Annotated in this window: 24 protein-coding genes and 3 pseudogenes; 13 read left to right on the top strand and 14 right to left on the bottom strand. The window is 61.5% G+C overall.

Features of this window, described 5'->3' with window-relative positions; genetic code table 11:
• Window positions 1–20 precede the first annotated feature (20 nt).
• From accB to aat, 3 genes are read left to right on the top strand one after another with little or no spacing between them, the layout of a single operon-like run.
• Window positions 21–497 (top strand): acetyl-CoA carboxylase biotin carboxyl carrier protein, encoded by a 477-nt coding sequence (gene accB / locus QA644_RS05835; RefSeq protein ID WP_074067498.1) that lies wholly within the window; start codon window positions 21–23, stop codon window positions 495–497.
• A 10-nt stretch (window positions 498–507) separates the two neighbouring features.
• Entirely contained in the window at window positions 508–1854 is a 1347-nt protein-coding gene (gene accC / locus QA644_RS05830) for an acetyl-CoA carboxylase biotin carboxylase subunit (RefSeq protein ID WP_074067497.1), read from the top strand.
• A gap of 5 nt (window positions 1855–1859) precedes the next feature.
• Window positions 1860–2474 carry a leucyl/phenylalanyl-tRNA--protein transferase gene (gene aat, locus QA644_RS05825; protein WP_194729435.1) on the top strand — a complete coding sequence of 205 codons (615 nt, stop codon included), beginning with the start codon at window positions 1860–1862 and terminating at the stop codon, window positions 2472–2474.
• A gap of 201 nt (window positions 2475–2675) precedes the next feature.
• Here the strand turns inward: aat and QA644_RS05820 are convergent, their stop codons facing one another.
• From QA644_RS05820 to QA644_RS05795, 6 genes and pseudogenes are all read right to left on the bottom strand, one after another.
• Window positions 2676–3107, bottom strand: coding sequence for a DUF2155 domain-containing protein (locus QA644_RS05820; protein WP_022714877.1), 432 nt, complete (start codon window positions 3105–3107; stop codon window positions 2676–2678).
• Between the two features lie 115 nt (window positions 3108–3222).
• On the bottom strand, window positions 3223–3621 hold the full coding sequence (locus QA644_RS05815; RefSeq protein ID WP_239599277.1) for an NADH:ubiquinone oxidoreductase subunit NDUFA12: 399 nt from the start codon (window positions 3619–3621) through the stop codon (window positions 3223–3225).
• Window positions 3622–3723: 102 nt separating this feature from the next.
• A pseudogene (locus tag QA644_RS05810) lies at window positions 3724–3909 on the bottom strand (GNAT family N-acetyltransferase); the annotation flags it as partial.
• Window positions 3910–3933: 24 nt separating this feature from the next.
• Window positions 3934–4437 (bottom strand): GNAT family N-acetyltransferase, encoded by a 504-nt coding sequence (locus QA644_RS05805; protein WP_194729432.1) that lies wholly within the window; start codon window positions 4435–4437, stop codon window positions 3934–3936.
• Between the two features lie 5 nt (window positions 4438–4442).
• Window positions 4443–5945, bottom strand: a complete 1503-nt coding sequence (gene gatB / locus QA644_RS05800) for an Asp-tRNA(Asn)/Glu-tRNA(Gln) amidotransferase subunit GatB (RefSeq protein ID WP_022714873.1) — start codon at window positions 5943–5945, stop codon at window positions 4443–4445.
• An 81-nt stretch (window positions 5946–6026) separates the two neighbouring features.
• A complete protein-coding gene (locus QA644_RS05795) occupies window positions 6027–6542 on the bottom strand; it encodes a GNAT family N-acetyltransferase (RefSeq protein ID WP_283071435.1) in 516 nt (171 codons plus the stop codon).
• Window positions 6543–6837: 295 nt separating this feature from the next.
• On the opposite strand from QA644_RS05795, the gene QA644_RS05790 reads away from it, so the two are divergent.
• A complete protein-coding gene (locus QA644_RS05790) occupies window positions 6838–7095 on the top strand; it encodes a YjhX family toxin (protein ID WP_133940261.1) in 258 nt (85 codons plus the stop codon).
• Between the two features lie 57 nt (window positions 7096–7152).
• Here the strand turns inward: QA644_RS05790 and QA644_RS05785 are convergent, their stop codons facing one another.
• The 4 genes from QA644_RS05785 to QA644_RS05770 form a co-directional block, all read right to left on the bottom strand.
• A complete protein-coding gene (locus QA644_RS05785) occupies window positions 7153–7428 on the bottom strand; it encodes a hypothetical protein (RefSeq protein ID WP_074067481.1) in 276 nt (91 codons plus the stop codon).
• 90 nt (window positions 7429–7518) lie between these two features.
• Window positions 7519–9000 (bottom strand): Asp-tRNA(Asn)/Glu-tRNA(Gln) amidotransferase subunit GatA, encoded by a 1482-nt coding sequence (gene gatA, locus QA644_RS05780; RefSeq protein WP_074067479.1) that lies wholly within the window; start codon window positions 8998–9000, stop codon window positions 7519–7521.
• A gap of 52 nt (window positions 9001–9052) precedes the next feature.
• A complete protein-coding gene (gene gatC, locus QA644_RS05775; RefSeq protein WP_074067477.1) occupies window positions 9053–9340 on the bottom strand; it encodes an Asp-tRNA(Asn)/Glu-tRNA(Gln) amidotransferase subunit GatC in 288 nt (95 codons plus the stop codon).
• Window positions 9341–9410: 70 nt separating this feature from the next.
• Window positions 9411–10115 (bottom strand): metal-dependent hydrolase, encoded by a 705-nt coding sequence (locus QA644_RS05770; RefSeq protein ID WP_074067475.1) that lies wholly within the window; start codon window positions 10113–10115, stop codon window positions 9411–9413.
• A gap of 115 nt (window positions 10116–10230) precedes the next feature.
• Between QA644_RS05770 and ruvX the strand changes: the two genes are divergently transcribed.
• On the top strand, window positions 10231–10719 hold the full coding sequence (gene ruvX, locus QA644_RS05765) for a Holliday junction resolvase RuvX (RefSeq protein WP_039844596.1): 489 nt from the start codon (window positions 10231–10233) through the stop codon (window positions 10717–10719).
• Here ruvX and QA644_RS05760 read toward each other — a convergent pair.
• The 3 genes from QA644_RS05760 to QA644_RS05750 all read right to left on the bottom strand — a co-directional run bounded on the left by QA644_RS05760 (window position 10662) and on the right by QA644_RS05750 (window position 11935).
• On the bottom strand, window positions 10662–10988 hold the full coding sequence (locus tag QA644_RS05760; RefSeq protein WP_074067474.1) for a DUF6105 family protein: 327 nt from the start codon (window positions 10986–10988) through the stop codon (window positions 10662–10664). The genes ruvX and QA644_RS05760 overlap by 58 nt on opposite strands.
• A complete protein-coding gene (locus tag QA644_RS05755) occupies window positions 10985–11155 on the bottom strand; it encodes a transposase (protein ID WP_052451501.1) in 171 nt (56 codons plus the stop codon). Before QA644_RS05755 ends, QA644_RS05760 begins: the two co-directional genes overlap by 4 nt.
• 120 nt (window positions 11156–11275) lie before the next feature.
• Window positions 11276–11935, bottom strand: coding sequence for a TetR/AcrR family transcriptional regulator (locus QA644_RS05750; RefSeq protein ID WP_194729428.1), 660 nt, complete (start codon window positions 11933–11935; stop codon window positions 11276–11278).
• Window positions 11936–12038: 103 nt separating this feature from the next.
• Here QA644_RS05750 and QA644_RS05745 point away from each other — a divergent pair, with 103 nt between their 5' ends.
• Window positions 12039–12299: a type II toxin-antitoxin system VapB family antitoxin gene (locus QA644_RS05745; protein ID WP_349254106.1), complete on the top strand. Its 261-nt coding sequence runs from the start codon at window positions 12039–12041 to the stop codon at window positions 12297–12299.
• Here QA644_RS05745 and QA644_RS05740 read toward each other — a convergent pair.
• The gene (locus QA644_RS05740) at window positions 12296–13945 is read right to left on the bottom strand and encodes an acyl-CoA dehydrogenase family protein (protein WP_074067469.1); all 1650 of its coding nucleotides are present in this window, start codon (window positions 13943–13945) and stop codon (window positions 12296–12298) included. The genes QA644_RS05745 and QA644_RS05740 overlap by 4 nt on opposite strands.
• A gap of 178 nt (window positions 13946–14123) precedes the next feature.
• Between QA644_RS05740 and QA644_RS05735 the strand changes: the two genes are divergently transcribed.
• The 7 genes and pseudogenes from QA644_RS05735 (at window position 14124) to rnr (ending at window position 23106) form a co-directional block, all read left to right on the top strand.
• Window positions 14124–15065, top strand: coding sequence for an aspartate carbamoyltransferase catalytic subunit (locus tag QA644_RS05735; protein ID WP_283071431.1), 942 nt, complete (start codon window positions 14124–14126; stop codon window positions 15063–15065).
• Entirely contained in the window at window positions 15062–16354 is a 1293-nt protein-coding gene (locus QA644_RS05730; protein WP_283071430.1) for a dihydroorotase, read from the top strand. The genes QA644_RS05735 and QA644_RS05730 overlap by 4 nt, the downstream gene beginning before the upstream one ends.
• A gap of 157 nt (window positions 16355–16511) precedes the next feature.
• Window positions 16512–17132, top strand: coding sequence for a glycerol-3-phosphate 1-O-acyltransferase PlsY (gene plsY / locus QA644_RS05725; RefSeq protein ID WP_074067465.1), 621 nt, complete (start codon window positions 16512–16514; stop codon window positions 17130–17132).
• Window position 17133: 1 nt separating this feature from the next.
• A pseudogene (locus QA644_RS05720) lies at window positions 17134–17373 on the top strand (DNA-protecting protein DprA); the annotation flags it as partial.
• Between the two features lie 83 nt (window positions 17374–17456).
• A pseudogene (locus QA644_RS05715) lies at window positions 17457–17651 on the top strand (hypothetical protein); the annotation flags it as partial.
• 419 nt (window positions 17652–18070) lie between these two features.
• The gene (topA, locus tag QA644_RS05710) at window positions 18071–20731 is read left to right on the top strand and encodes a type I DNA topoisomerase (protein WP_239599295.1); all 2661 of its coding nucleotides are present in this window, start codon (window positions 18071–18073) and stop codon (window positions 20729–20731) included.
• Window positions 20732–20733: 2 nt separating this feature from the next.
• The gene (rnr, locus tag QA644_RS05705) at window positions 20734–23106 is read left to right on the top strand and encodes a ribonuclease R (protein ID WP_283071429.1); all 2373 of its coding nucleotides are present in this window, start codon (window positions 20734–20736) and stop codon (window positions 23104–23106) included.
• Window positions 23107–23173: the final 67 nt, after the last annotated feature.

Below are 23173 nucleotides of genomic sequence, written 5' to 3'. Positions count from 1 at the left end.
GAAGAAGACAGGGCACACTCATGGCTGAGACGAAAAAAGGTATCGATCAGGCGCTGATCCGCGATCTCGCAAACATCCTCAACGACACGGACCTGACGGAGATCGAGGTCGAGCAGGACGATCTGCGTATCCGCGTTTCGCGCGCCGGCAACACGCATTATGTCCAGGCGCCGATCGGTGTTCCTGCCTATGCTGCAGCCGCTTCTTCTGCAGCCGCACCGCAGCCTGCTCCCGCTGTTCCGGCCGCCGCAGTGCGTAACCCGGCCAACACCGTCAACGCGCCGATGGTCGGCACTGTCTACATGGCTCCGGCTCCCGGCGCCCGTGCCTTCATCGAAGTCGGCGCGACCGTCAAGGAAGGCCAAACGCTTCTCATCATCGAAGCAATGAAGACGATGAACCAGATCCCGTCTCCGAAGTCCGGTAAGGTCACGGAGATCCTCGTCGAGGATGGTCAGCCCGTCGAATACGGCCAACTCCTCGTCGTCATCGAATAAGGCAGGCGTCATGGTCTCCAAAATCCTCATAGCCAATCGCGGGGAAATCGCGCTGCGCGTGCTGCGCGCCTGCAAGGAGCTCGGCATTCCCTGCGTCGTGGTTCACTCCACCGCCGATGCCGATGCCATGCATGTGCGCCTTGCCGACGAGAGCGTCTGCATTGGCCCGCCGCCCTCGCGCGATAGCTATCTGAACATCCATCAGATCGTTGCTGCCTGCGAAATCACCGGTGCGGATGCCGTGCATCCGGGCTATGGCTTCCTTTCGGAAAATGCCAAGTTCGCGGACATTCTCGATGCCCACGACATCACCTTCATCGGTCCGACGGCGGACCATATCCGCATCATGGGCGACAAGATCACCGCCAAGACGACCGCGCTGGAACTCGGCATCCCGGTTGTTCCAGGCTCGGACGGCGAAGTGAAGACCGAGGAAGATGCGATCAAGACGGCAGCCTTGATCGGCTATCCGGTTCTCATCAAGGCAACGGCAGGCGGCGGCGGCCGCGGCATGAAGGTCGCAAAATCCGAGGCCGACCTCATCGAGGCTTGGTCGACGGCACGCGCGGAAGCGGCGGCGGCCTTCGGCAACGACGCCGTCTACATGGAAAAGTATCTCGGCAAGCCGCGCCACATCGAAATCCAGGTGTTTGGCGACGGTGAAGGCAATGCGATCCACCTTGGCGAACGTGACTGCTCGCTACAGCGCCGTCACCAGAAAGTCTGGGAAGAGGCAAACTCTCCGGCGCTTAACGTCGAGCAGCGCATGAAGATCGGCCAGATCTGCGCCGACGCCATGAAGAAGCTGAAGTATCGCGGCGCCGGCACGATCGAATTCCTCTACGAAAACGGCGAATTCTATTTCATCGAAATGAACACCCGCCTGCAGGTGGAGCATCCGATCACCGAAGCGATCACCGGCATCGATCTCGTGCACGAGCAGATCCGCGTCGCCTCCGGCCGCGGCCTCTCCGTCACGCAGGAAGAGGTCACCTTCGAGGGTCACGCCATCGAATGCCGCATCAATGCCGAGGACCCGCGCACTTTCGTGCCTTCGCCCGGCACGATCACGCATTTCCATGCGCCGGGCGGCCTCGGTGTGCGCATCGATAGCGGCGCCTATCAGGGCTACAAGATCCCGCCCTACTATGATAGCCTCATCGGCAAGCTCATCGTGCATGGACGTACCCGCGTCGAATGCATGATGCGTCTGCGCCGTGCTCTTGACGAATTCGTCGTCGACGGCATCAAGACGACGCTACCACTGTTCCAGGATCTCGTGTCCAATCAGGATATCGCCAACGGCGACTATGATATCCACTGGCTGGAACACTACCTGGCCAACCATCCGGCATAACGGAAATGGCAGGCTCGCGCAGGAAGTCCCCAGGCATTACCCCGGAGATTCTCCTGCGCGCCTATTCCATCGGCCTCTTCCCGATGGCCGAATCCGCCGACGATCCGGAAATCTTCTGGGTCGAGCCGGAGCTTCGCGGCGTGCTGCCGCTCGACAACTTCCATGTCTCTAAAAGCCTTGCGAAGACTATCCGCAGGCAGCCCTTCGATATCCGCTTTGATCATGATTTCGACGCCGTGATCGCGGCCTGTGCCGAGGCGACCTTCGACCGTCCGAGCACCTGGATAAACCATACGATCAGATCACTCTATTCGACGCTCCACCGCATGGGGCATGCCCATTCCGTCGAAGCATGGCACGACGATCAACTGGTCGGCGGCCTCTATGGCGTCTCGCTCGGTTCCGCGTTCTTCGGCGAGAGCATGTTCTCCCGCCGCACCGACGCCTCGAAGATCTGTCTCGTTCATCTGGTTGCGCGTCTGCGCGACAGGGACTTCACCCTGCTCGACACGCAATTCACCACCGAGCATTTGAAGACCTTCGGCGCCATCGACGTGCCCAAGGACGACTATGCGGTGATGCTCGCCGCGGCGATGGATTCACCGCACCTGAAGTTTTGAGGGCTGCGGCAAGCGTCTTTCCCGCGCCGCCCGCCCTCGCCCTTTGAGGGTCGCTTCGCTCTCGCCTCAGGGTGAAGGCTTCTCACGCGTCGGCGCTTGGCAAATATCGGTGCTGCCTCCATCCTCATCCTGAGGGGGAAGCTTACACGACGTAGCCTCGAAGGACGAGGATGGCCACGACGCTGCTCATGAAATGGAACGCTACTTCGCCGCACCTTCGGGCGCCGGCACCTCGGACTGCGCCTTGCAGTCCTTCAGCCAGACGTCATAAATCGGGTGTTCCACAGCGTTGAGGCCGGGGCTGTCTGCGAACATCCAGCCGGTGAAGATGCGGCGGATCTTTCGGTCGAGGGTGATCTCGTCGACTTCGACGAAACCGTCGATCTTCTGGGCTTCCGCCTGGTCGCGCGAATAGCAGGCCTTCGGCGTGACCTGAAGTGCGCCGAACTGCACGGTCTCGTTGACATAGACGTCGAAGGTGGTGATGCGGCCGGTGATTTTGTCGAGGCCGGAGAAGACGGCAACGGGATTGTCGATGCGTGCGGCAGACGCCGCCTGCGGCAAGAAGGAAGAACCAAGCGCCAGGGCAAACCCGGCAGCACGCAGGACATGATTCCGCGTGAAAAGCTTCATATCTACCCGTCTCCAGCGCATTTCAGATCAAGGCCGCAGCTCGTGCGACCAATCTGCGGGTAAAGGTCAATTGTGGCCAAAAGCGGGGCCGGACGGCTCGCTTGGCTGAGCGACATCAGTTGCCGGGCGTCCAGGCGTCGTAGTCGCCGGTCACCCGCGGGCGTTCGCCGGCAACGGCAAGCGAGCCCGGCGGGCGGTACGCCTGCGGAGAGCCGGTGAGGTTGGGACGGTGCGTCTTTTGCCATTCCTTGGCGACGTAGTTTTCCTTCGACGGCGGAACATCGGTGCGGTGGTGCATCCAGCCGTGCCAGCCCGGGGGGATGGCGGAGGCTTCGGCATATCCCTTGTAGATCACCCAGCGCTTCGGCAGGCCGTAGGAGGACATGCCGCCTTCATAGTAGACGTTGCCGAATTCATCCTCACCGACGCGCTTGCCGAAACGCCAGGTCGCAAAACGCGTGCCCAACGTCTGGCCGTTCCACCAGGTGAAGATTTGCAAAAGAAGGTTCTTCATGTCTTTTCCTTGTGCTTGCCGAAGGCGAGCGGGACTGGAATTCGTTCTTCGCTTATGCCGCCGGAACGCTGGATTGTCCAGCGATTCCCATGGGGCGAAACCTCATTTCAGGGCCATCTTGGAGCCCAAATGCGACGGCTTGAAACTGAGGCGCTTGGAGAAACGATGCGCATCCCGGCGCTTGGCGTTGGAGATCAATTGCAGATGCGAAAGGCCGCGGCCTTTTGCCTCGCCGACGTAGAATTCGATCATCGGCGCACCAATTCCGTTGCCGCGCATGTCGCCACGTCAACTTTGGCCATCGTTGCCGGTTCAATGGGGTTCGAGCTGCTTTTCAAGGATCAGCGTCGCGATCCCGGATTGGCCCGGTCCGTCGTTTTCGTTGCGGCCTGCGTCGGCAAAACCGTGCGCGTGATAGAAGGCAATCGCCTTTTCGTTCCTTGGCTCGACCTCCAGACGCATGATCTCTGCATCAGGAAAGCAGGTCTCGAGCTCGGCGAAGATTTGGCGTCCGATGCCCTGGCGATGCAGCGACGGCCGCACGTAAAGCAAATGCAGCATGACCGTCTTCGTCCTCTCGTCCGACATGGCGGCATAGCCAATGCCGCCCACGGCCTTGCCGTTGTCGGCGACGAGGAATTCCGCGTTCTTCTTCGCCAGCCGCGCCTGGAGCGCTGCCGGAGAAAACAGGTGCGCGATCAGCTCGCTCACCTTCGCCTCGCCATAGAGATCGGCATAGGCGGAACGAAACGCCTCGACCAGCAGGGCGCGGACCTTGTCGAGGTCCCGCTCGCTTGCCGTGCGCACGAAATACACGGTCCCTACTCCTCGATTCCGAGCTTGGCCTTGACGAGCGCCTGGACGGCCTGCGGATTGGCCTTGCCGCCGGTTGCCTTCATCACTTGGCCGACGAACCAGCCGGCAAGCGTCGGCTTTGCCTGAACCTTGGCCACCTGATCCGGGTTGGCGGCGATGATCTCGTCGACGGCCTTTTCGATGGCGCCGGTATCGGTCACCTGCTTCATGCCGCGGGCTTCGACGATCTCAACCGGATCGCCGCCTTCGTTGAGCACGATCTCGAAGAGGTCCTTGGCAATCTTGCCGGAGATGGTCTCGGCCTTAATGAGATCGATGATCGCGCCCAGCTGAGCCGGCGAAACCGGCGTCTCTTCGATGTCCTTGCCGGTCCTGTTCAAGGCGCCGAGCAGGTCGTTGATGACCCAGTTTGCAGCCGTCTTGCCGTCGCGGCCTTCGGCCACGGCCTCGAAATAATCGGCAATCGCCTTTTCGGAGACCAGCACCGAAGCGTCGTAGACCGAAAGGCCGAGTTCGCGGACGAAGCGCTCCTTCTTGTCGTCCGGCAGCTCAGGCAGGTGGGCTGCAAGATCCTTGATGAAGCCATCGTCGAATTCGAGCGGCAGCAGGTCCGGATCGGGGAAGTAGCGATAATCATGCGCTTCTTCCTTGGAACGCATGGAGCGCGTTTCGCCCTTGTTCGCGTCGAAAAGGCGGGTTTCCTGATCGATCGTACCGCCGTCCTCCAGGATGCCGATCTGGCGGCGGGCTTCGTATTCGATCGCCTGGCCGATGAAGCGGATGGAATTGACGTTCTTGATCTCGCAGCGCGTGCCGAAGGGCTCGCCAGGGCGGCGGACGGAGACGTTGACGTCGGCGCGCATCGAGCCTTCGTCCATGTTGCCGTCGCAGGTGCCGAGATATCGCACGATCGAGCGGAGCTTCGTCATGTAGGCCTTCGCCTCGTCCGACGAGCGCATATCGGGCTTCGAGACGATTTCCATCAGCGCGACGCCGGAGCGGTTGAGGTCGACGTAGGACATCGTCGCATGCTGGTCGTGCATCGACTTGCCGGCATCCTGTTCCAGATGCAGGCGCTCGATGCCGATCTCGATATCCTCGAACTGGCCTTGGCGGTCAGGACCAAGCGAAATGACGATCGTGCCTTCGCCGACGATCGGATCCTTGTACTGCGAGATCTGATAGCCCTGCGGCAGGTCGGGATAGAAATAGTTCTTGCGGTCGAAGACCGAACGTTTGTTGATCTGAGCCTTCAGACCGAGGCCGGTGCGCACCGCCTGCTTGACGCATTCCTCGTTGATGACCGGCAGCATGCCGGGCATGGCAGCATCGACGAGCGAGACGTTCGAATTTTGCGGCTTGCCGAATTCCGTCGAGGCGCCGGAGAAGAGCTTCGCATTCGACAGCACCTGCGCATGGACTTCCATGCCGATGATGACTTCCCAATCGCCGGTGGCGCCGGGAATGAAGCGTTTCGGATCAGGCGTGCGAACGTCGACAATGGTCATTTGATGCTCTTTGGAGGCTGTTCTTTTCAACTGGTGAGGTAAAGGAAATGGTCTGCCGGTGCAAGGCTTTCGGCACGTCAGTCAGAAGCTAGAGCCAGGCCCGTAACTGCCGTCGCCCTCGGTTTCCAGGTCCTTCGCCAATCCGACCGATGGTACGTCGCGGTCGAGCTTCGGATTATAGGCGATTGAAAGCCAGTGGATGGCGTAACCGTGCTTCTGGAAAAAGCTGATCGCCTCGGTATTTCCCGAATGCGTCTGCATTGCCGCCTTCGCGAAACCCTGCTCGGCAACGTCCTTTTCGATCTCTTCCAGGAGCGCAGAGCCGAGGCCCTGGCGGGTATAGGCCGGATCGATCCAGAAATCGGATATTGTCTCGTCCAGGTGCTCGCGCGCCGCCCAGCCGGCAACGATACCGTTAAGCTCGATCACCGTGATCGTCAGCCATGTGCCTTGCGTAAAATTGACGAAGGCACTGCGCGCCGCATCCAGCAGCGCGTCCGACTCGCCCATTGCCGTCATCGCCTTTTGCCAGGCTCTGAGGCCGATCTCACTCAAAAGGTCCGCTTCGCCCTCGCGGGCATTGCGAATGTGGATCAATGGCACCTCCGCTCAACGCTTTCAGTAGAACACCGAATCGGTGGTTTTTCCAATGATTTGCGCGCTCGCGCCATCGTTATCAGCCGATTTTCGCAAGCCCGGCGCCTGCTTGACCTCCTGTTCGAGGCGAGCTACCAAGTCCTTATGTTGAGCCATTCTCAGACCCGCTAAAGGCCCTGCCTGCAAGCCTGCTTGCGCGCATGGGCCAGAAAAAAACGAAGCCCCGACGCTCGCCTCGAACGCCGGATCGTTTTTTTACGCGCTTTTTCGGCGCGAAGACCGGATCAACATTCAAATGGACATTTCCCGCACGGAGCAGCGCATCCTGCACCTATTGGCCCAGGGCGGCCGCATCGAAATCACACGCGACGAAAAGAAAAAGATCGAAAAACTGCAGCTCTATACCCGCGAAGGCTGGGTATTCTCCGGCCTTGACCTGATCACCTTCCGCAAACTCAAACAGAAGAAGGCGATCAAATCTTCGAGCGGTAAGCCCTACCGCATCACGGAGCGCGGTTTGGTGTTGGTAAGAGCCGAGCAGGATAATCGATAGTTTCGCAGCATCATCCAAGCCGCGTGTCGTTTTCGGCGCGCGGCCTTGGCGGCGATGTCAGAGCTGCGCCGAAAGCTCGGCCCTCATCGCCGACCACTCTTCAGCCACGGTACCGGCTGCGCGCTTCTTACCCGCGCGTCGGTACCAGTAATCAGCATTCCAGTCGTCGCCTTCGATGCGATGGCAAAGGGCATGACCCCAGTCGAAGGGCTTTTCACCCTCGTGGGCCTGGCAGATTTCGTGCACGGCCTGCCAGTCTGCGCCCATGTGAAAACCGCCGGCCGCGAGACGATCGAATGCCTGGATCAACGGCGCGAGATCTGTCTTGTCCATGAAGCCTCCTCGCGCCGCAGCAATTGACGACTGAGTACCATCTCAAGATGCATCTTATCGGAAGCCGTCATCTTGCAGATGATGAGCCCGTTACCACCACTTCGCCGGCGTGAACTTGCCCGCGGCCTGTTCGATGACATGCGCGGTCTTGAAGAGGGTCTCTTCATCGAAGGGCTTGCCGATGAGCTGGAGGCCGAGCGGCAGGCCTTTGTGGTCGAGGCCGGCAGGCACGGCGATGCCCGGGAGGCCCGCCATGTTGACCGTCACGGTGAAGATGTCGTTCAAGTACATCTTGACCGGGTCGGAGGCGAGGTTCTCGTCGGCGATGCCGAAGGCCGAGGACGGGGTGGCAGGCGTCAGGATAGCGTCGACGCCGGCGTCGAAGGCGAGTTCGAAGTCGCGCTTGATCAGCGTGCGGACCTTCTGGGCGCGCAGGTAATAGGCGTCGTAGTAGCCGGCCGACAGCACGTAGGTGCCGATCATGATGCGGCGTTTGACTTCCTTGCCGAAGCCCGCGGCGCGGGTCTTCTCGTACATGTCGACGATATCCTTGCCGTCGACGCGCAAGCCGTAGCGCACGCCGTCGTAGCGGGCGAGGTTCGAGGAGGCTTCGGCCGGAGCCACGATGTAATAGGCCGGCAGCGCGTATTTGGTATGCGGCAGCGAGATGTTGACGATCTCGGCGCCGGCGTCCTTCAGCCAGGCGATGCCCTGCTGCCAGAGGGTCTCGATTTCTTCCGGCATGCCGTCGACGCGGTATTCGTTCGGAATGCCAATCTTCATGCCCTTCAGCGACTTGCCGAGCGAGGCTTCGTAATCCGGCACCGGCAGGTCGACGGAGGTCGTATCCTTCGCATCGACACTTGCCATCGACTTCAACAGGATCGCGGCATCGCGCACGTCGCGGGCGATCGGACCGGCCTGATCGAGCGAGGATGCGAAGGCGACCGTGCCCCAGCGCGAGCAGCGGCCATAGGTCGGCTTGATGCCGACGGTGCCGGTGAAGGCGGCCGGCTGGCGGATCGAACCGCCGGTATCGGTGGCGGTGGCGCCGGCGCAAAGATGGGCCGCAACCGCCGCCGCCGAGCCGCCGGAAGAGCCGCCCGGAACGAGCTGCTGGTTCGAGCCCGCCGCACGCCACGGATTGATGACCGCGCCGTAGTGCGAGGTCTCGTTGGAGGAGCCCATGGCGAACTCGTCCATGTTCAGCTTGCCGAGCATGACGGCGCCGTCGTCCCAAAGGTTCTGGGTGACGGTCGATTCGTAGCGCGGCTCGAAGCCGTCGAGGATGTGGCTGCAGGCCTGGGTGTGGACGCCAACGGTCGCAAAGAGGTCCTTGATGCCGAGGGGGATTCCTTCGAGATCGCCGGCCTGGCCTGCGGCGATGCGCTCGTCGGATTTCTTCGCCATGACGCGGGCGAGATCGGGCGTGACTTTGATATAGGCGTTCAGCCGGTCATTGGCCGCATCGATAGCCGAAATATAGGCTTCCGTCAGTTCGGTCGCGGTGATCTCCTTGGCGCGCAGCTTCTCGCGGGATTCGGCAATGGTCAGGCTGGTGAGTTTGCTCATCGTGTTCGCTCGGATTCTTGAATTGGCAACGGGGTCGGAAAAAGCGCTGGGCTTATTCGACGACTTTCGGCACCAGGAAGAAATTGTGGTCGCTGACCGGCGCATTGGCGACGATGTCCTCGGCCTTGCTGCCGTCGGTGACCTCGTCCTTCCGCTTTTTCATCGCCATCGGCGTGACGGAGGTCATCGGCTCGACGCCTTCGACATTCACCTCGGAAAGCTGCTCGACGAAACCGAGGATGCCATTCAGCTCGCCGACCATGCGATTTGCCTCTTCTTCCGAAACGGCAATACGGGCAAGGTGCGCGACGCGCTTAACGGTGGCAAGATCGACGGACATGGCATTCTCCGAATGGGAAATTTCCCACCCGCTATAAAGGCCATATCCGCCCAGTGCAACGGCGTTTTGCTTAGATGGACAGCGTCTCGCCCTGCTTCGGCGTCTTCACCTGCGTCTTCGAGCCTTCCATGCCGGAGACGAATTTTTCCGGCGTCTGGTCGATGATCGGGAAGGTGCCGTAGTGGCAGGGGATTGCGGTTTTGAAGTTGAAGTAACGCCGGCAGGCGAGTGCTGCGACGGCACCGCCCATGGTGAAGCGGTCGCCGATCGGCACGATGCCGATGTCCGGCTGGTGCAGTTCATTGAGGAGCGCCATGTCGGAGAAGATGTCGGTATCGCCCATATGGAGCAGGCTCGCCTCATCGTCGAAATGCAGCATCAGGCCATTCGGATTGCCGAGCGAATGGGAGACGCCGTCCTCGGTGATCTGGGCGGAGGAGTGCAGCGCATTGGTGAAGGTGGCGGTGAAACTTCCGAGCGAAACCGTGCCGCCCGTGTTGCCCATCTCGACCCTCTCGACGCCTTTGGAGCCGAGCCAGGCGGCGAGGTCTGCATTGGCGAGCACAACGGCTCCCGTCTCGCGGGCAAGCGAAATGGTATCGCCGACATGGTCGCCATGGCCGTGCGTCAGGAGGATATGGGTGATGCCGCTCGCAACCTGCTTAATGTCCTGACCGGCGAAGGACGGGTTGTGGGTGAGAAACGGGTCAATCAGTATCTTTGCCGCATTCGTCTCGATGCGGAAGGCGGAATGGCCGAGCCAGGTGATCTTCATGGAATCGCTCCTTAATACGTGATGCAAAAGCGGAATTGGATGCTAAGGACATATCCGGTATGGCCACAAAGAAAAGCGGCCAATGCTTCAATTTCTTTTGACGGGATGAACGACGATGACGGTGCTGACGATCGAGGAACTGGCGGCTGTGTTGCGGTCCGGACAGGCGATCGCCGGGCTAGATCTTGGCACAAAGACGATCGGCCTTGCGATGTCCGATCTCGGGCGGCGTTTCGCAACGCCGCGGCCGGTCATCAAACGGCAGAAGTTCACGATTGACGCCGAAGTGCTGCTTGCTTTTGCCGCGAAGGAAAAAGTCTCCGGTTTCGTCATCGGGCTGCCGATGAACATGGATGGCTCGGCCGGTCCGCGCGTTCAGGCGACGAGAGCCTTCGTGCGCAACATGGAGCAAAAGACCGCCCTGCCTTTTGTCTATTGGGACGAGCGGCTTTCGACGGTTGCGGCGGAACGGGCGCTGATCGAGATGGATGTGTCGCGCGCCAAACGTGCCGGGCGGATCGATTCGGCCGCCGCCAGCTTCATTCTTCAGGGGGCGCTGGACAGGCTCTCGCTGCTCGCCAGATCGGACGATTTCGAGGCCTGACGCGCCTTCCACCAGGCAATGAGCTTCCTGCGCTTGCGAAAGCCTATGATGGCGAAGACGACGAGGCTGTCGACAGCGATCGCGCGCGCGACAAGCGGCGGAATGGTTTCCGGCGGTACGCCGAGCACATCGCCGTAAATCTGGAAGGTCAGGTCATGAACCTGGCGCGTCAGCATGAAGATGCCGAAGTTCATGTCGTAGTAGGAAAGCCAGTACCAGCCGCCCAGAAAGGCGATCGGTCCCAACCAGAAGACCAGGAACCACTTCATGCGGCCTCCCCTTCCTGCCGGCTCAAAGACGCGTCGGGAGTGACCGCCCATGTCGACAATGCCATGACGCTCAAAACCAGTGCAGGCACGGCGATATCCAGCGCAAGCACCGCGAAAAACATCATCGCGGCAAAGAGCAGCATGGCTTTGGCAGCTTTGGTTCCCATGATTCCGACAGCTAAGATTTAGACTGCGGATACCCTGTCTCGTTAACCCGCAGGGTGCAATGTAAACCATTCGTTAAGGTTAACGGCCGGGTCGCCGCCTGTGGATGACACGAAGCCGCGTCAGCCGTAAACGCCGCGAACGATGCGCTTCAAAGCGGTTGCTGCTTTTTCCCAATCCTTGGGGGTCTTCAGCGCAAGGCCCGCACACTGGCCGCCTGCCGAAGCCGAGAGCACGAGGTGCTGGATCGCGGCAATGAGAATTGCGTTGACGGCGGCGGCATCGACGCCCTTCGGCGGCGCCAGCGAGCCCTTCATGCGCTCCAGCCATTGCGACAGCGCCTTCGAGCGGGATTCGGCAAGCCGCCTCACCTGCTCCGTATTCTCGGAGACTTCCCAGGCGACGATGCGGCGCATCAGCGGGTCGTCGCGAAGCGCCTCGAGGAAAAGCAACGCCAGGCGCTCCATGAGATCGCCGTAGGTGAGCAGAAACATGCCGCCGGTATCTTCCGGAATGCGGTCCCTGACCCAGGTGCCGAGATCGGCGCCGATCGCTTCGACAAGGCCGTTCAGACCGCCATAATAGCGATAGATCAGTTGCTTGTCGCATCCGGCCCGGCGGGCAACCGCGTTAATGCCGAAATTCTGAAACCCCTCTTCCGAGAGCAGCGCCTTGGCCGCCCTGAGGATCGCCTTTTCGGTCGCACCGCGGTCGCGGACGCGCTTATCAGCTTCGCTTGCAGCCTGCGGAAGAGCTTCAAGTACCGCGGATTCATTCAACATATCGGATCGCCCAGCCTGTCACTATGCGGTGAGTAGCGAAGCCTTAGCTTGCCGACAATGGGCAGGTCTCGGAAAGCCTGGGGATATTGTTTGAAATGGACGAATGTGTAATTCGGCCAAAGATACACATGCGGCCAACATGCGAACCAATGTAGACATCGACGACGAGCTAAGGGAACAGGCAATGCGCCTCAAAGGCTTGCCGACGAAAAAAGCGACCATCGAGGAAGCCCTGCAAGATCTCATCCGGCGCCGGGCACAGCGCAAAGCTATGGACGAACTCTGGGAGCGGTCACAGCCTGTTGCATCACGATTTAGATTTCGAACCCATGCGCAAGTACTTCGGGGTGTTATCTTGCCCTAACCTGCCGGCGGATAAAGCAGGTCCACGATGTAGGTCGCGTCGAAGCGGGAATCGAGCATGCCGTAGGTCGCTCGCCAGCCGCCTGCGAGACGCGTTTCGATGAAGGCGTCGGCGATGCGGCCGGCACCGAGGCGGTAGAGCTCGGCAGCGGCGGCGGCGAGCGCAAGCTGTTCAACCAGCAGACGGGCCGCGCCCTCGTCCCGTTCGCAGAGCGCCATTGCGGCGCGAAGGACGTCAATCGTCTTCTTGCCGGCCGGGCCGAGGTCGCGGGCAAGGCCGGTGAACACCGTTTCGAAGAGATCCTTGCCGCGCGTCAGCACACGCAGCACATCGAGCGCCATCACGTTACCGGAGCCTTCCCAGATGGCGTTGACCGGGGCTTCACGGTAGTGGCGGGCGATCGGGCGCTCCTCGATGTAGCCGCTGCCGCCGATGCATTCCATCGCCTCATAGATGAGCGCCGGCGCGATCTTGCAGCACCAGTATTTCGCAACCGGCGTCATGACGCGGGCGTAGGCAGCCTCTTCCGCATTGCCGCGGGCCTTGTCGAAAGCATCAGCGAGGCGGAAGGACAGAGCCGTTGCGGCCGCGACGTCGAGCGCCATATCGGCCAGCACGCGGGTCATGATCGGCTGGTTGACGAGCATCTTGCCGAAGACGCTGCGGCCGCGGGTGTGGTGCACGGCTTCGGCAAGCGAGGCACGCATGATGCCCGACGAGGCAAGCGCGCAGTCAAGACGCGTCAACGTCACCATGTCGAGGATCGTGCGGATGCCTGCATCCGGGCCGCCAAGCAGGAAGCCGAAGGTATCGCTGAACTCGACTTCGGAGGAGGCGTTCGAGCGGTTGCCGACCTTGTCCTTGAGGCGCTGGAATTGCAGGCCATTGGCCGAACCGTCTTCCAGCAGGCGCGGAACCAGGAAGCAGCCCACGCCTTCCTTCGTCTGCGCCAGCATGATGAAGGCATCGCTCATCGGCGCCGACATGAACCATTTGTGGCCCGACAGGCGGTAAATGCCTTCGCTGATCTTTTCGGCTGTGCTCTTGTTGGAGCGGACGTCGGTGCCGCCCTGCTTCTCGGTCATGCCCATCCCGATTGTCACGGCAGACTTCTGCATGGCAGGCTTGTTCGACGAATCATATTTGCGCGAGAGGATCTTCGGCGCCCAATCCTTCTGCACGGCAGGCGAAGCGGAGAGTGCTGCCACCGAAGCGCTCGTCATCGTCAGCGGGCAAAGGTGGCCGGATTCGAGCTGGGCAGTGAGGTAAAAGCGGGCCGCACGGATCTTGTGCGCCTGATCCTTGGCGTCGGCATCGGCCTGTGGATCCCAGACTGAGGAATGCAGGCCGACGGACATCGAGCGGCGCATCAGTGCATGCCATGCCGGGTGAAACTCGACGACATCCAGACGCTCGCCGCGCGGGCCATGGGTGCGAAGCTGCGGCGTACCCTGGTTTGCCATGCGCGCCAGCTCCTGCGCCTCCGGCGAGGTCACGTAGCGGCCCATGTTTTCCAGGTCCTCGCGCGTGCCGCGCGGCAACGCCGCAGTCAAGTCGACGATCAGCGGATCGGACCGGTAGGCATTGATGCCGGACCAGAGACTTGGCTGGTTCAGCTCGGCGAGTTTTTCTTCAGCGGATGTCATGAGTCGCTTCTAGTGCAAGAGACAGGCAAAGGGAAAGCGGAAGTTCGAGCTTTCCCGCTTCAGCTCTAGCGAATTTACGACAAAATTGCATGGGGACGTAAGCCTTTGTCCGCAGCACATGCTTGCCCCTCACCGCGCCACTCATTATAGAGCGCGTGACACAGCAAGAGGCAGGTTCATGGTCTTCTTTCCCCACCGCCACCTCATCGGCATAAAAGGCCTCACGGAGCAGGATATCACCTACCTGCTCAACAAGGCGGATGAGGCCGTCAAGATCAGCCGGCAGCGCGAGAAGAAGACATCGACCCTTCGCGGCCTGACGCAGATCAACCTCTTCTTCGAAGCCTCGACACGGACGCAAGCCTCCTTCGAACTCGCCGGAAAGCGCCTTGGCGCCGACGTCATGAATATGTCGGTCGGCAATTCCTCGGTGAAGAAGGGCGAAACGCTGATCGATACGGCGATGACGCTGAATGCGATGCGGCCGGACGTGCTGGTGATCCGCCATTCGAGCGCCGGTGCCGCCGCACTCCTGGCGCAAAAGGTCTCCTGCTCGGTGGTCAATGCCGGCGACGGCCAGCACGAGCATCCGACGCAAGCGCTGCTCGACGCGCTGACGATCCGCCGCGCCAAGGGCAGGCTGTCGCGCATCATCGTGGCGATCTGTGGCGACGTGCTCCATTCGCGGGTGGCGCGCTCGAACATCCTGCTTCTGAATGCCATGGGCGCGCGGGTCCGTGTCGTCGCACCGGCGACGCTGCTTCCGGCCGGCATCGCGGAGATGGGCGTCGAGGTCTTCCACTCGATGAAGGAAGGGCTGAAGGACGCCGATGTGGTTATGATGCTGCGCCTCCAGCGCGAGCGGATGTCCGGCGCCTTCGTGCCTTCGGTGCGGGAATATTTCCATTTCTATGGGCTTGATGCGGAAACTCTGAAAGCTGCCAAGGACGATGCGCTGGTGATGCATCCGGGACCGATGAACCGCGGGGTGGAAATCTCATCCGAGGTGGCGGATGGACCGCAGAGCGTGATTGCCGAACAGGTGGAAATGGGGGTCGCGGTGCGCATGGCGGTGATGGAGACCTTGCTTGTGTCTCAGAACCGGGGGCCGCGGGCATGACGAACTCGATCGTTCTCAAGAATGTTCGCATCATCGATCCTTCGCGCAATCTCGATGAGATCGGCACGATCATCGTCAAGGACGGCATGATTGCGGCAGCCGGAAAGGATGCGCAGAACCAGGGGGCGCCGGAAGGCGCCACGGTTCGCGATTGCAGCGGTCTCGTCGCAACGCCGGGCCTGGTCGATGCATGCGTCAATATCGGCGAGCCGGGCGCCGAACACCGCGAGACGATCGCTTCGGCGAGCCGGGCGGCGGCCGCAGGAGGCGTCACCTCGATCATCATGATGCCAGACACCGATCCTGTCATCGATGACATCGCGCTGGTCGAATTCGTCAAGAAAACGGCGAGGGACACGGCGCTCGTCAACATCTATCCGGCTGCGGCGATCACCAAGCATCTGGCCGGCGAGGAGATGACCGAGATCGGCCTGCTGATGGAAGCCGGAGCCGTCGCCTTCACGGATGGCCGTTCCAGCGTTCACGACACGCAGGTGCTGCGGCGGGTGATGACCTATGCGCGGGAATTCGGCGCCGTCATCTCCTGCGAGACCCGCGACAAATATCTCGGCGCCACCGGCGTCATGCATGAAGGATTGCTTGCCAGCTGGCTCGGTCTCGGGGGCATTCCGAAGGAAGCGGAACTCATTCCTCTTGAACGAGACCTCCGCATCGCGCAGCTGACACGCGGCACGTATCATGCGGCGATGATCTCGGTACCGGAGTCGGTCGAGGCGATCGAGCGTGCGAAGACCCGCGGCGCCAAGGTGACCTGCGGCATCTCGATCAACAACCTGGCGCTTAACGAAAACGACATCGGCGAGTACCGTACCTTCTTCAAGCTCTATCCGCCGCTGCGCTCCGAAGACGACCGCGTGGCGATGGTGGATGCGCTGGCGAGAGGCGCAATCGACATCATCGTTTCTTCGCATGATCCGCAGGATGTCGATACCAAACGGCTGCCTTTCGGCGAAGCGGCTGATGGCGCAGTGGGTCTTGAGACGATGCTTGCAGCGGCCCTGCGCCTCCACCACAGCGGCCAGGTGAGTCTGATGCGGCTGATCGATGCGATGTCGACGCGCCCTGCGCAGATCTTCGGCCTGAAAGCCGGCACGCTAAAGCCGGATGCCAAAGCCGATATCGCGCTGATCGATCTCGACGAGCCTTGGCTTGTCTCGGAAGACATGCTTCTCTCGCGCTCGAAGAATACGCCTTTCGAGGATGCGCGCTTCAGCGGACGGGCTGTCGCGACCTATGTCGCGGGGAAGCTGGTTTACGGATTGGAATAAATTGGGAGTTGCCCCTCATCCGCCTTGCCGGGCACCTTCTCCCCGCAGGCGTGGTGAAGGTGACTCGCAGCGCGCCCGCTGTGCAGGTTCCCTGGCCCCGCTTGCGGGGAGAGGTCAGGGTGAGGGGTAAGCCCATTGGACGAAAGGGATGGAGTAAATGATCTCTGACTTGATGACCTGGCAGATTACACCGCCGCTGGCGCTTGCGGCGGCCGCGATCGGCTACCTGCTGGGCTCCATCCCCTTCGGCCTTATCCTGACGCAGGCGGCGGGGCTCGGCGATGTGCGCAGCATCGGCTCCGGCAATATCGGCGCGACCAATGTGCTGCGCACCGGCAACAAGAAGCTTGCGGCTGCGACCCTGTTGCTCGATGCGCTGAAGGCGTCGGCCGCAGCCTGGATCGTCGGTTATTTCCTTGGCGGGGAAGCGGGCATCATTGCCGGCTTCTTTGCCTTCATCGGCCACCTCTTCCCCGTCTGGATCGGCTTCAAGGGCGGCAAAGGCGTTGCCACCTATATCGGCACGCTGCTTGGCGTCGCGCCGGTCATGGTTCTGCTTTTCGGCGCCGTATGGCTCGCGGTTGCCTTTACCACCCGTTACTCGTCGCTGTCGGCGCTGGTCGCGATGCTTGTCATCCCGGTTGCATTGTGGATATTGGGAGCCGAGAAGGTTGCAGCGGTCATGGCCGTGATGTCGGTCATCTCCTATTACAAGCACAAGGCCAACATTTCCCGCCTCATGAGTGGGACGGAGAGCAAGATCGGGGCAAAGGGATAAGATGGACGCGGCAAGCGCAAGGCCGAAGGGAATTGCGCTGAGGAAACGGCAACGGATTGCCTAGCTGCGGCTGATCGCTCCGAGAATGTCGGCCCCGCCCACCTTCCGCGACCTCATCAATCATTTTCGGCTCGCGCAAACCGCGCTCTCGGTGCTTTCGGAGCTCTCGCCGCGCGGCGGCGCCACGCGCGCAACCCGGATCGCGACCGAAGCCGAGGCGCATCGGGAACTGGAACCGGCGCAAATTCGGCGTCCCTTCGTCGACGTGAGACAGATCGAAGGTGCCCCGCTGGCGGAAGGGACATGCTGCCGGCCGATGTTCCCGAGCGCGCCAGGATCGTCGATGCGCTGGGCCGACACCGGTCGAGATCGATACGATCATCCGGCACACCGGGCTCTCCGTCCCGGCGGTCTATCTCGTTTCTGCTTGAGCTTGATATCGGCGCAAGGCTGCACCGGCATCCCGGCTACCTCGTCTCCCTTGCGATGGGCGATCGAGCTTCCTACATGCGGTTGTGAAGCTCGCCGGCCTCGACATAGGCCATCTCGATCAGACAGCACAGCATAATCCAGCTCTTCCTTTTCGGCGACCTGACGCAACTCGGCGAGCATTCTGGCGGATGGATGCGATTTTTCCCCGCGAGGCCGATCCATCGCTGTTCTTCTTTTCAACCTTAGGCGCCATGAAGGGTCTCTGGACGATTACGGACCGTTGCTTGCAAGGAGCCCTGGCCGACTTGAAAAACGATAACCATAATACCTTAAATTGCAATGCGTTCTTAATCGCTCTTTGGTTGCATTGGATTGTAACGCCTAAAATTCAGCAAACCCCTTGACCGGAACGATTTCCCTGTCCATGTCGGAGGGCCGGTATTCTTCGGGCGGCAAGTATTACGCTCTTCTCCTCGCCGGGCGCGGTAGTTTTTTAGAGAATCATGATGAATGTTGTAGTGGTGGAATCGCCTGCCAAGGCCAAGACGATCAACAAGTATCTGGGCTCCGGATACAAGGTGCTTGCCTCCTTCGGCCATGTGCGCGATCTGCCTGCCAAGGACGGCTCTGTTCTTCCTGACCAGGACTTCGAAATGCTTTGGGAGGTCGACAGCGCCTCGGCCAAGCGCATGAAGGATATCGCAGACGCGGTGAAGTCTTCCGACGGGCTCATCCTCGCAACCGACCCGGATCGCGAGGGTGAAGCGATCTCCTGGCACGTGCTCGACGTCCTGAACAAGAAGCGCGTGCTGAACGGCAAGTCGGTGAAGCGCGTCGTCTTCAACGCCATCACCAAGAAGGCGGTTCTGGACGCGATGGCCGAGCCCCGGGACATCGACGTACCGCTGGTCGATGCCTATCTCGCACGCCGCGCGCTCGATTACCTCGTCGGCTTCAATCTTTCGCCGGTTCTCTGGCGCAAATTGCCGGGCGCCCGTTCGGCCGGTCGCGTGCAATCGGTCGCGCTGCGTCTCGTCTGCGACCGCGAAACCGAGATCGAGCGCTTCATCTCTGAAGAATACTGGAACATCTCGGCCCTCCTGAAGACGCCGCGCGGGGATGAATTCGAGGCCAAGCTGGTTGCAGCCAATGGCAAACGGTTGCAGGCGCGATCGATCGCCAATGGCGAAGACGCCGCCAAGCTGAAATCCCTGCTCGAGGGTGCGGCCTATGTCGTCGACAGCGTCGAGGCAAAGCCCGTCAAGCGCAACCCGGGACCGCCGTTCACGACTTCGACGCTGCAGCAGGCGGCCTCCTCCAAGCTTGGTTTCTCTGCATCGCGCACGATGCAGATCGCCCAGAGACTCTACGAGGGTGTTGATATCGGCGGCGAGACGGTCGGTCTCATCACTTATATGCGTACCGATGGCGTGCAGATGGCACCCGAAGCGATCGATGCGGCGCGACGCGCCATCGTCGATCAGTTCGGCGAGCGCTACATGCCGGAGAAGGCCCGTTTCTATTCCACCAAGGCGAAGAACGCCCAGGAAGCGCACGAAGCAATCCGTCCGACGGATTTCTACCGTTCGCCTGACCGCGTGCGGAAATTCCTCGATGCCGATCAGATCAAGCTCTACGACCTGATCTGGAAGCGCGGCATTGCGAGCCAGATGGCCTCGGCCGAAATCGAGCGCACGACGGCCGAAATCACTGCTGACAACAATGGCCAGAAGGCCGGCCTGCGCGCCGTCGGATCCGTCATCCGGTTTGACGGCTTCATTGCGGCTTACACCGACCAGAAGGAAGACGGCGAACAGAGCGACGAAGGCGACGAAGGCGGCCGCCTGCCGGAGATTAATGCGCGCGAGAACCTCGCAAAGCAGAAAATCAACTCGACGCAGCACTTCACCGAACCGCCGCCGCGCTATTCGGAAGCGACACTGATCAAGAAGATGGAAGAGCTCGGCATCGGCCGTCCCTCCACCTACGCCGCGACGCTCGCAACGCTCCGCGACCGCGAATATGTGACGATCGACAAGCGCAAGCTGATCCCCCATTCCAAAGGACGGCTGGTGACGGCGTTCCTCGAGAGCTTCTTCACCAAATATGTCGAATACGATTTCACCGCCGACCTTGAAGAGAAGCTCGACCGGATCTCGGCAGGCGAGCTCAACTGGAAACAGGTGCTTCGCGATTTCTGGAAGGATTTCTTCTCGCAGATCGAGGATACAAAGGAACTGCGCGTCACCAATGTGCTCGACTCGCTGAACGAACAGCTGGCGCCGCTCGTCTTCCCGAAGCGGGAGGACGGTAGCGATCCGCGCATCTGCCAGGTCTGCGGTACCGGCAACCTGTCGCTGAAGCTCGGCAAATACGGCGCCTTCGTCGGCTGCTCGAACTATCCGGAATGCAATTACACCCGCCAGCTCACCTCCGAAAACGGCGCAGAAGCCGAAGGTGGGGCACAAAACGAACCGAAGAACCTCGGCACCGATCCGGTGACCGGCGAGGAGCTGACGCTGCGCTCCGGCCGCTTCGGCCCTTACATCCAGCGCGGCGACGGCAAGGATGCCAAGCGCGCTTCGCTGCCGAAGGGCTGGAAGCCGGAAGACATCGACTACGAGAAGGCGATGGCGCTGATCTCGCTGCCGCGCGACATCGGCAAGCACCCGGAAACCGGCAAGATGATCTCCTCCGGTATCGGGCGCTACGGCCCATTCCTGCTGCATGACGGCGGCTATGCCAATCTGGAAAGCGTCGAGGACGTGTTTTCGATCGGCCTCAACCGTGCGGTAACGCTGATTGCCGAGAAGGCGAACAAGGCTCCGGGCGGCCGCGGACGTGGAACACCGGCGGCGCTCAAGGAGTTGGGCGAGCATCCGGATGGCGGCGCAATCACCGTTCGTGACGGCAAGTATGGTCCCTATGTGAGCTGGGGCAAGGTGAACGCCACGCTGCCGAGGGGCAAGGATCCGCAGGCAATCACGGTCGAGGAGGCGCTGGCCCTGATCGCCGCCAAGGCCAGCAAGGCGCCGGCGGCCAAGGGCAGAGCAAAACCGAAGGCAAAGGCTGCCGCTTCCGAAGGCAAGGCGACGAAAAGCGCCGCCAAGTCCAAGGCTAAAGCCGCTGCGAAAGCGAAAGCGCCCGCGAAAACGAAGAAGAGCTGAGAGTGAGCAGGAATCCGCGCGAAAGAACGAAGACCATGGGCAAGCGCCCGGGGAAGATCGGCCGCGCGAGCCGCGATGCCGCTCCCGTCGAACCGCTGAACATCGTGCACGGCGCATTGCCGTCGCGCGAAGTCATTTTGCGCTTCATCGCCGAACATCCGCAAAAAGCGTCCAAACGCGAGCTCGCCAAGGCCTTCGGCCTCAAGGGCGACAGCCGCGTCGAACTCAAGCACATGCTACGGGACCTCGAACAGGAAGGCATGCTGCAGAAGACACGGAAGTCGCTGATCCGGCCGGGCGCACTGCCGCCCGTAACCGTCCTCGACATCACCACACGCGACAAGGACGGCGAACTGATCGCCCGGCCGGCGGAATGGCCGGAGGATCAGGGCGTTGCGCCTGCCGTCGCGATCCGCCAGACGTCGCCTGCCGGACGTCAGGGCAAGGGAAAGACACCCGTTGCCGGAATGGGTGACCGCGTCGTGGCGAAGATTTTCCCGGCGGCTGACCGCGGCGGACCGGCCTATACCGCGCGCATCATCAAGATCATCGACAAGCGCCGCGGCGCGACCATGGGTGTTTTCCGCACCGCCCCCGGCGGCGCTGGACGGCTGCTGCCGATCGAACGGCGCGGCGAAGAAATGCTGATCGATCCGGACTATACCGGCGACGCCAAGGACGGCGACCTCGTCGAAGTCGAGATCGCGCGCCTCGGACGCTTCGGCCTGCCGCGCGCAAAGGTGCTGTCGGTCGTCGGTTCCGTCGCCTCGGAAAAGGCGATCTCGATGATCGCGATCCACGCGCACGGCATTCCGCATGTCTTTCCGCAGCCGGTGATCGACGAAGCCGATGCGGCCAGGCCCGCGACGATGTCGCATCGCGAGGATTGGCGCGACGTGCCGCTGATCACCATCGACCCGGTCGATGCGAAGGATCACGACGACGCGGTCTATGCCGAACCGGACCCTTCCCCCGACAACCCGGGCGGCGTGATCATCACCGTGGCGATCGCCGATGTCTCCTACTATGTGAGGTCCAATTCGGCACTCGACCGCGAAGCGCTGAAGCGCGGCAATTCGGTCTATTTCCCCGATCGCGTCGTGCCGATGCTGCCGGAGCGCATCTCCAACGATCTCTGCTCGCTGAAGGAAGGCGTCGACCGGCCGGCGCTTGCCGTGCGCATGGTCTTCTCGAAGGAAGGCCGCAAGGCCGGACATACGTTCCACCGCATCATGATGAAAAGTGCGGCGAAGCTTTCCTACAGCAACGCGCAAGCGGCGATCGACGGCAAGCCAGACGACAAGACCGGGCCGATGCTGGAACCGATCCTGAAGCCGCTCTGGCACGCCTACGAAGTGATAAGGCGCGGCCGTGAGAGGCGCCAGCCGCTCGAACTCGATATGCCCGAGCGCAAGATCCTGCTGAAACCGGACGGCACGGTTGACCGCGTCGTCGTGCCGCCGCGGCTCGACGCGCACAAGCTCATCGAAGAAATGATGATCCAGGCCAATGTCTGCGCGGCCGAAACGCTCGAGAAGAAGCGTCAGGTGCTAATCTATCGCGTCCACGACGGCCCGACGCTCGCCAAGCAGGAGATCCTGCGCCAATTTCTGGCGACGCTCGGCATCTCGCTTGCTAAGGGCGGCAATGTGCGGGCGAACAGCTTCAACGGCATCCTGGCAAAAGCCGAGAACACGCCGCATCAGACGATGGTCAACGAGATGGTCCTGCGCTCGCAGAGCCAGGCGATCTACAGCCCGGAAAATATCGGCCATTTCGGGCTGAACCTGATGAAATATGCGCATTTCACCTCGCCGATCCGCCGCTATGCGGACCTGATCGTTCATCGTGCGCTGGTCGGCTCGCTCGGTCTCGGCGAAGGCGGCATCACACCGCAGGAAGAGGCCGCGCTCGACGACATCGCCGCCGAAATCTCCACCTTCGAGCGCCGTGCAATGGCCGCGGAGCGCGAGACGGTCGACCGGCTGGTCGCCCATCATCTCAGCACGCGTGTCGGGGAAGAGTTCAAAGGGCGCGTATCGGGCGTCACGAAATCGGGACTATTTGTCGCCCTCCCCGACTATGGAGCCGACGGCTTCGTACCTATATCTACGCTCGGCACGGACTACTTCATCTACGATGAGGCGCATCAGGCGCTGTCGGGTGAGAGGACCGGGCTGGGGTACCGTCTCGGAGACGATGTCACCGTAAAGCTTGCCGAAGCGATCCCGCTCGCCGGCGCGCTTCGCTTCGAGATGATAAGCGAAGGACGCAATATGCCGACGGCAGTGCGCTCGTTCCACAAGGCAGGCCGCCGTGACAACCGGCAGGCCCGCAAGATGGCCGGGACAAGGCCGCCAAGGGGGCGGCGATAGGGCATCCTTTTCGGGATGCTCTGCATTTGAAGTAAGGAGCGTCGCTTCTCCGCCAGGCGGCGGGTTG

Origin of the sequence: Rhizobium sp. CC1099, from assembly GCF_029714385.1 — a bacterium.
In the GTDB taxonomy this organism is placed as follows: Bacteria; Pseudomonadota; Alphaproteobacteria; order Rhizobiales; family Rhizobiaceae; genus Rhizobium.
This window is presented reverse-complemented; position numbering and strand designations above follow the sequence as displayed.

Coding starts and splice junctions, on each gene's coding strand:
- accB (WP_074067498.1), top strand. CDS start 21: ATGGCTGAGACGAAAAAAGGTATCGATCAGGCGCTGATCCGCGATCTC.
- accC (WP_074067497.1), top strand. CDS start 508: ATGGTCTCCAAAATCCTCATAGCCAATCGCGGGGAAATCGCGCTGCGC.
- aat (WP_194729435.1), top strand. CDS start 1,860: ATGGCAGGCTCGCGCAGGAAGTCCCCAGGCATTACCCCGGAGATTCTC.
- QA644_RS05820 (WP_022714877.1), bottom strand. CDS start 3,107: ATGAAGCTTTTCACGCGGAATCATGTCCTGCGTGCTGCCGGGTTTGCC.
- QA644_RS05815 (WP_239599277.1), bottom strand. CDS start 3,621: ATGAAGAACCTTCTTTTGCAAATCTTCACCTGGTGGAACGGCCAGACG.
- gatB (WP_022714873.1), bottom strand. CDS start 5,945: ATGACCATTGTCGACGTTCGCACGCCTGATCCGAAACGCTTCATTCCC.
- QA644_RS05790 (WP_133940261.1), top strand. CDS start 6,838: ATGGACATTTCCCGCACGGAGCAGCGCATCCTGCACCTATTGGCCCAG.
- QA644_RS05785 (WP_074067481.1), bottom strand. CDS start 7,428: ATGGACAAGACAGATCTCGCGCCGTTGATCCAGGCATTCGATCGTCTC.
- gatA (WP_074067479.1), bottom strand. CDS start 9,000: ATGAGCAAACTCACCAGCCTGACCATTGCCGAATCCCGCGAGAAGCTG.
- gatC (WP_074067477.1), bottom strand. CDS start 9,340: ATGTCCGTCGATCTTGCCACCGTTAAGCGCGTCGCGCACCTTGCCCGT.
- QA644_RS05770 (WP_074067475.1), bottom strand. CDS start 10,115: ATGAAGATCACCTGGCTCGGCCATTCCGCCTTCCGCATCGAGACGAAT.
- ruvX (WP_039844596.1), top strand. CDS start 10,231: ATGACGGTGCTGACGATCGAGGAACTGGCGGCTGTGTTGCGGTCCGGA.
- QA644_RS05760 (WP_074067474.1), bottom strand. CDS start 10,988: ATGAAGTGGTTCCTGGTCTTCTGGTTGGGACCGATCGCCTTTCTGGGC.
- QA644_RS05755 (WP_052451501.1), bottom strand. CDS start 11,155: ATGGGAACCAAAGCTGCCAAAGCCATGCTGCTCTTTGCCGCGATGATG.
- QA644_RS05750 (WP_194729428.1), bottom strand. CDS start 11,935: ATGTTGAATGAATCCGCGGTACTTGAAGCTCTTCCGCAGGCTGCAAGC.
- QA644_RS05745 (WP_349254106.1), top strand. CDS start 12,039: ATGTGTAATTCGGCCAAAGATACACATGCGGCCAACATGCGAACCAAT.
- QA644_RS05740 (WP_074067469.1), bottom strand. CDS start 13,945: ATGACATCCGCTGAAGAAAAACTCGCCGAGCTGAACCAGCCAAGTCTC.
- QA644_RS05735 (WP_283071431.1), top strand. CDS start 14,124: ATGGTCTTCTTTCCCCACCGCCACCTCATCGGCATAAAAGGCCTCACG.
- QA644_RS05730 (WP_283071430.1), top strand. CDS start 15,062: ATGACGAACTCGATCGTTCTCAAGAATGTTCGCATCATCGATCCTTCG.
- plsY (WP_074067465.1), top strand. CDS start 16,512: ATGATCTCTGACTTGATGACCTGGCAGATTACACCGCCGCTGGCGCTT.
- topA (WP_239599295.1), top strand. CDS start 18,071: ATGAATGTTGTAGTGGTGGAATCGCCTGCCAAGGCCAAGACGATCAAC.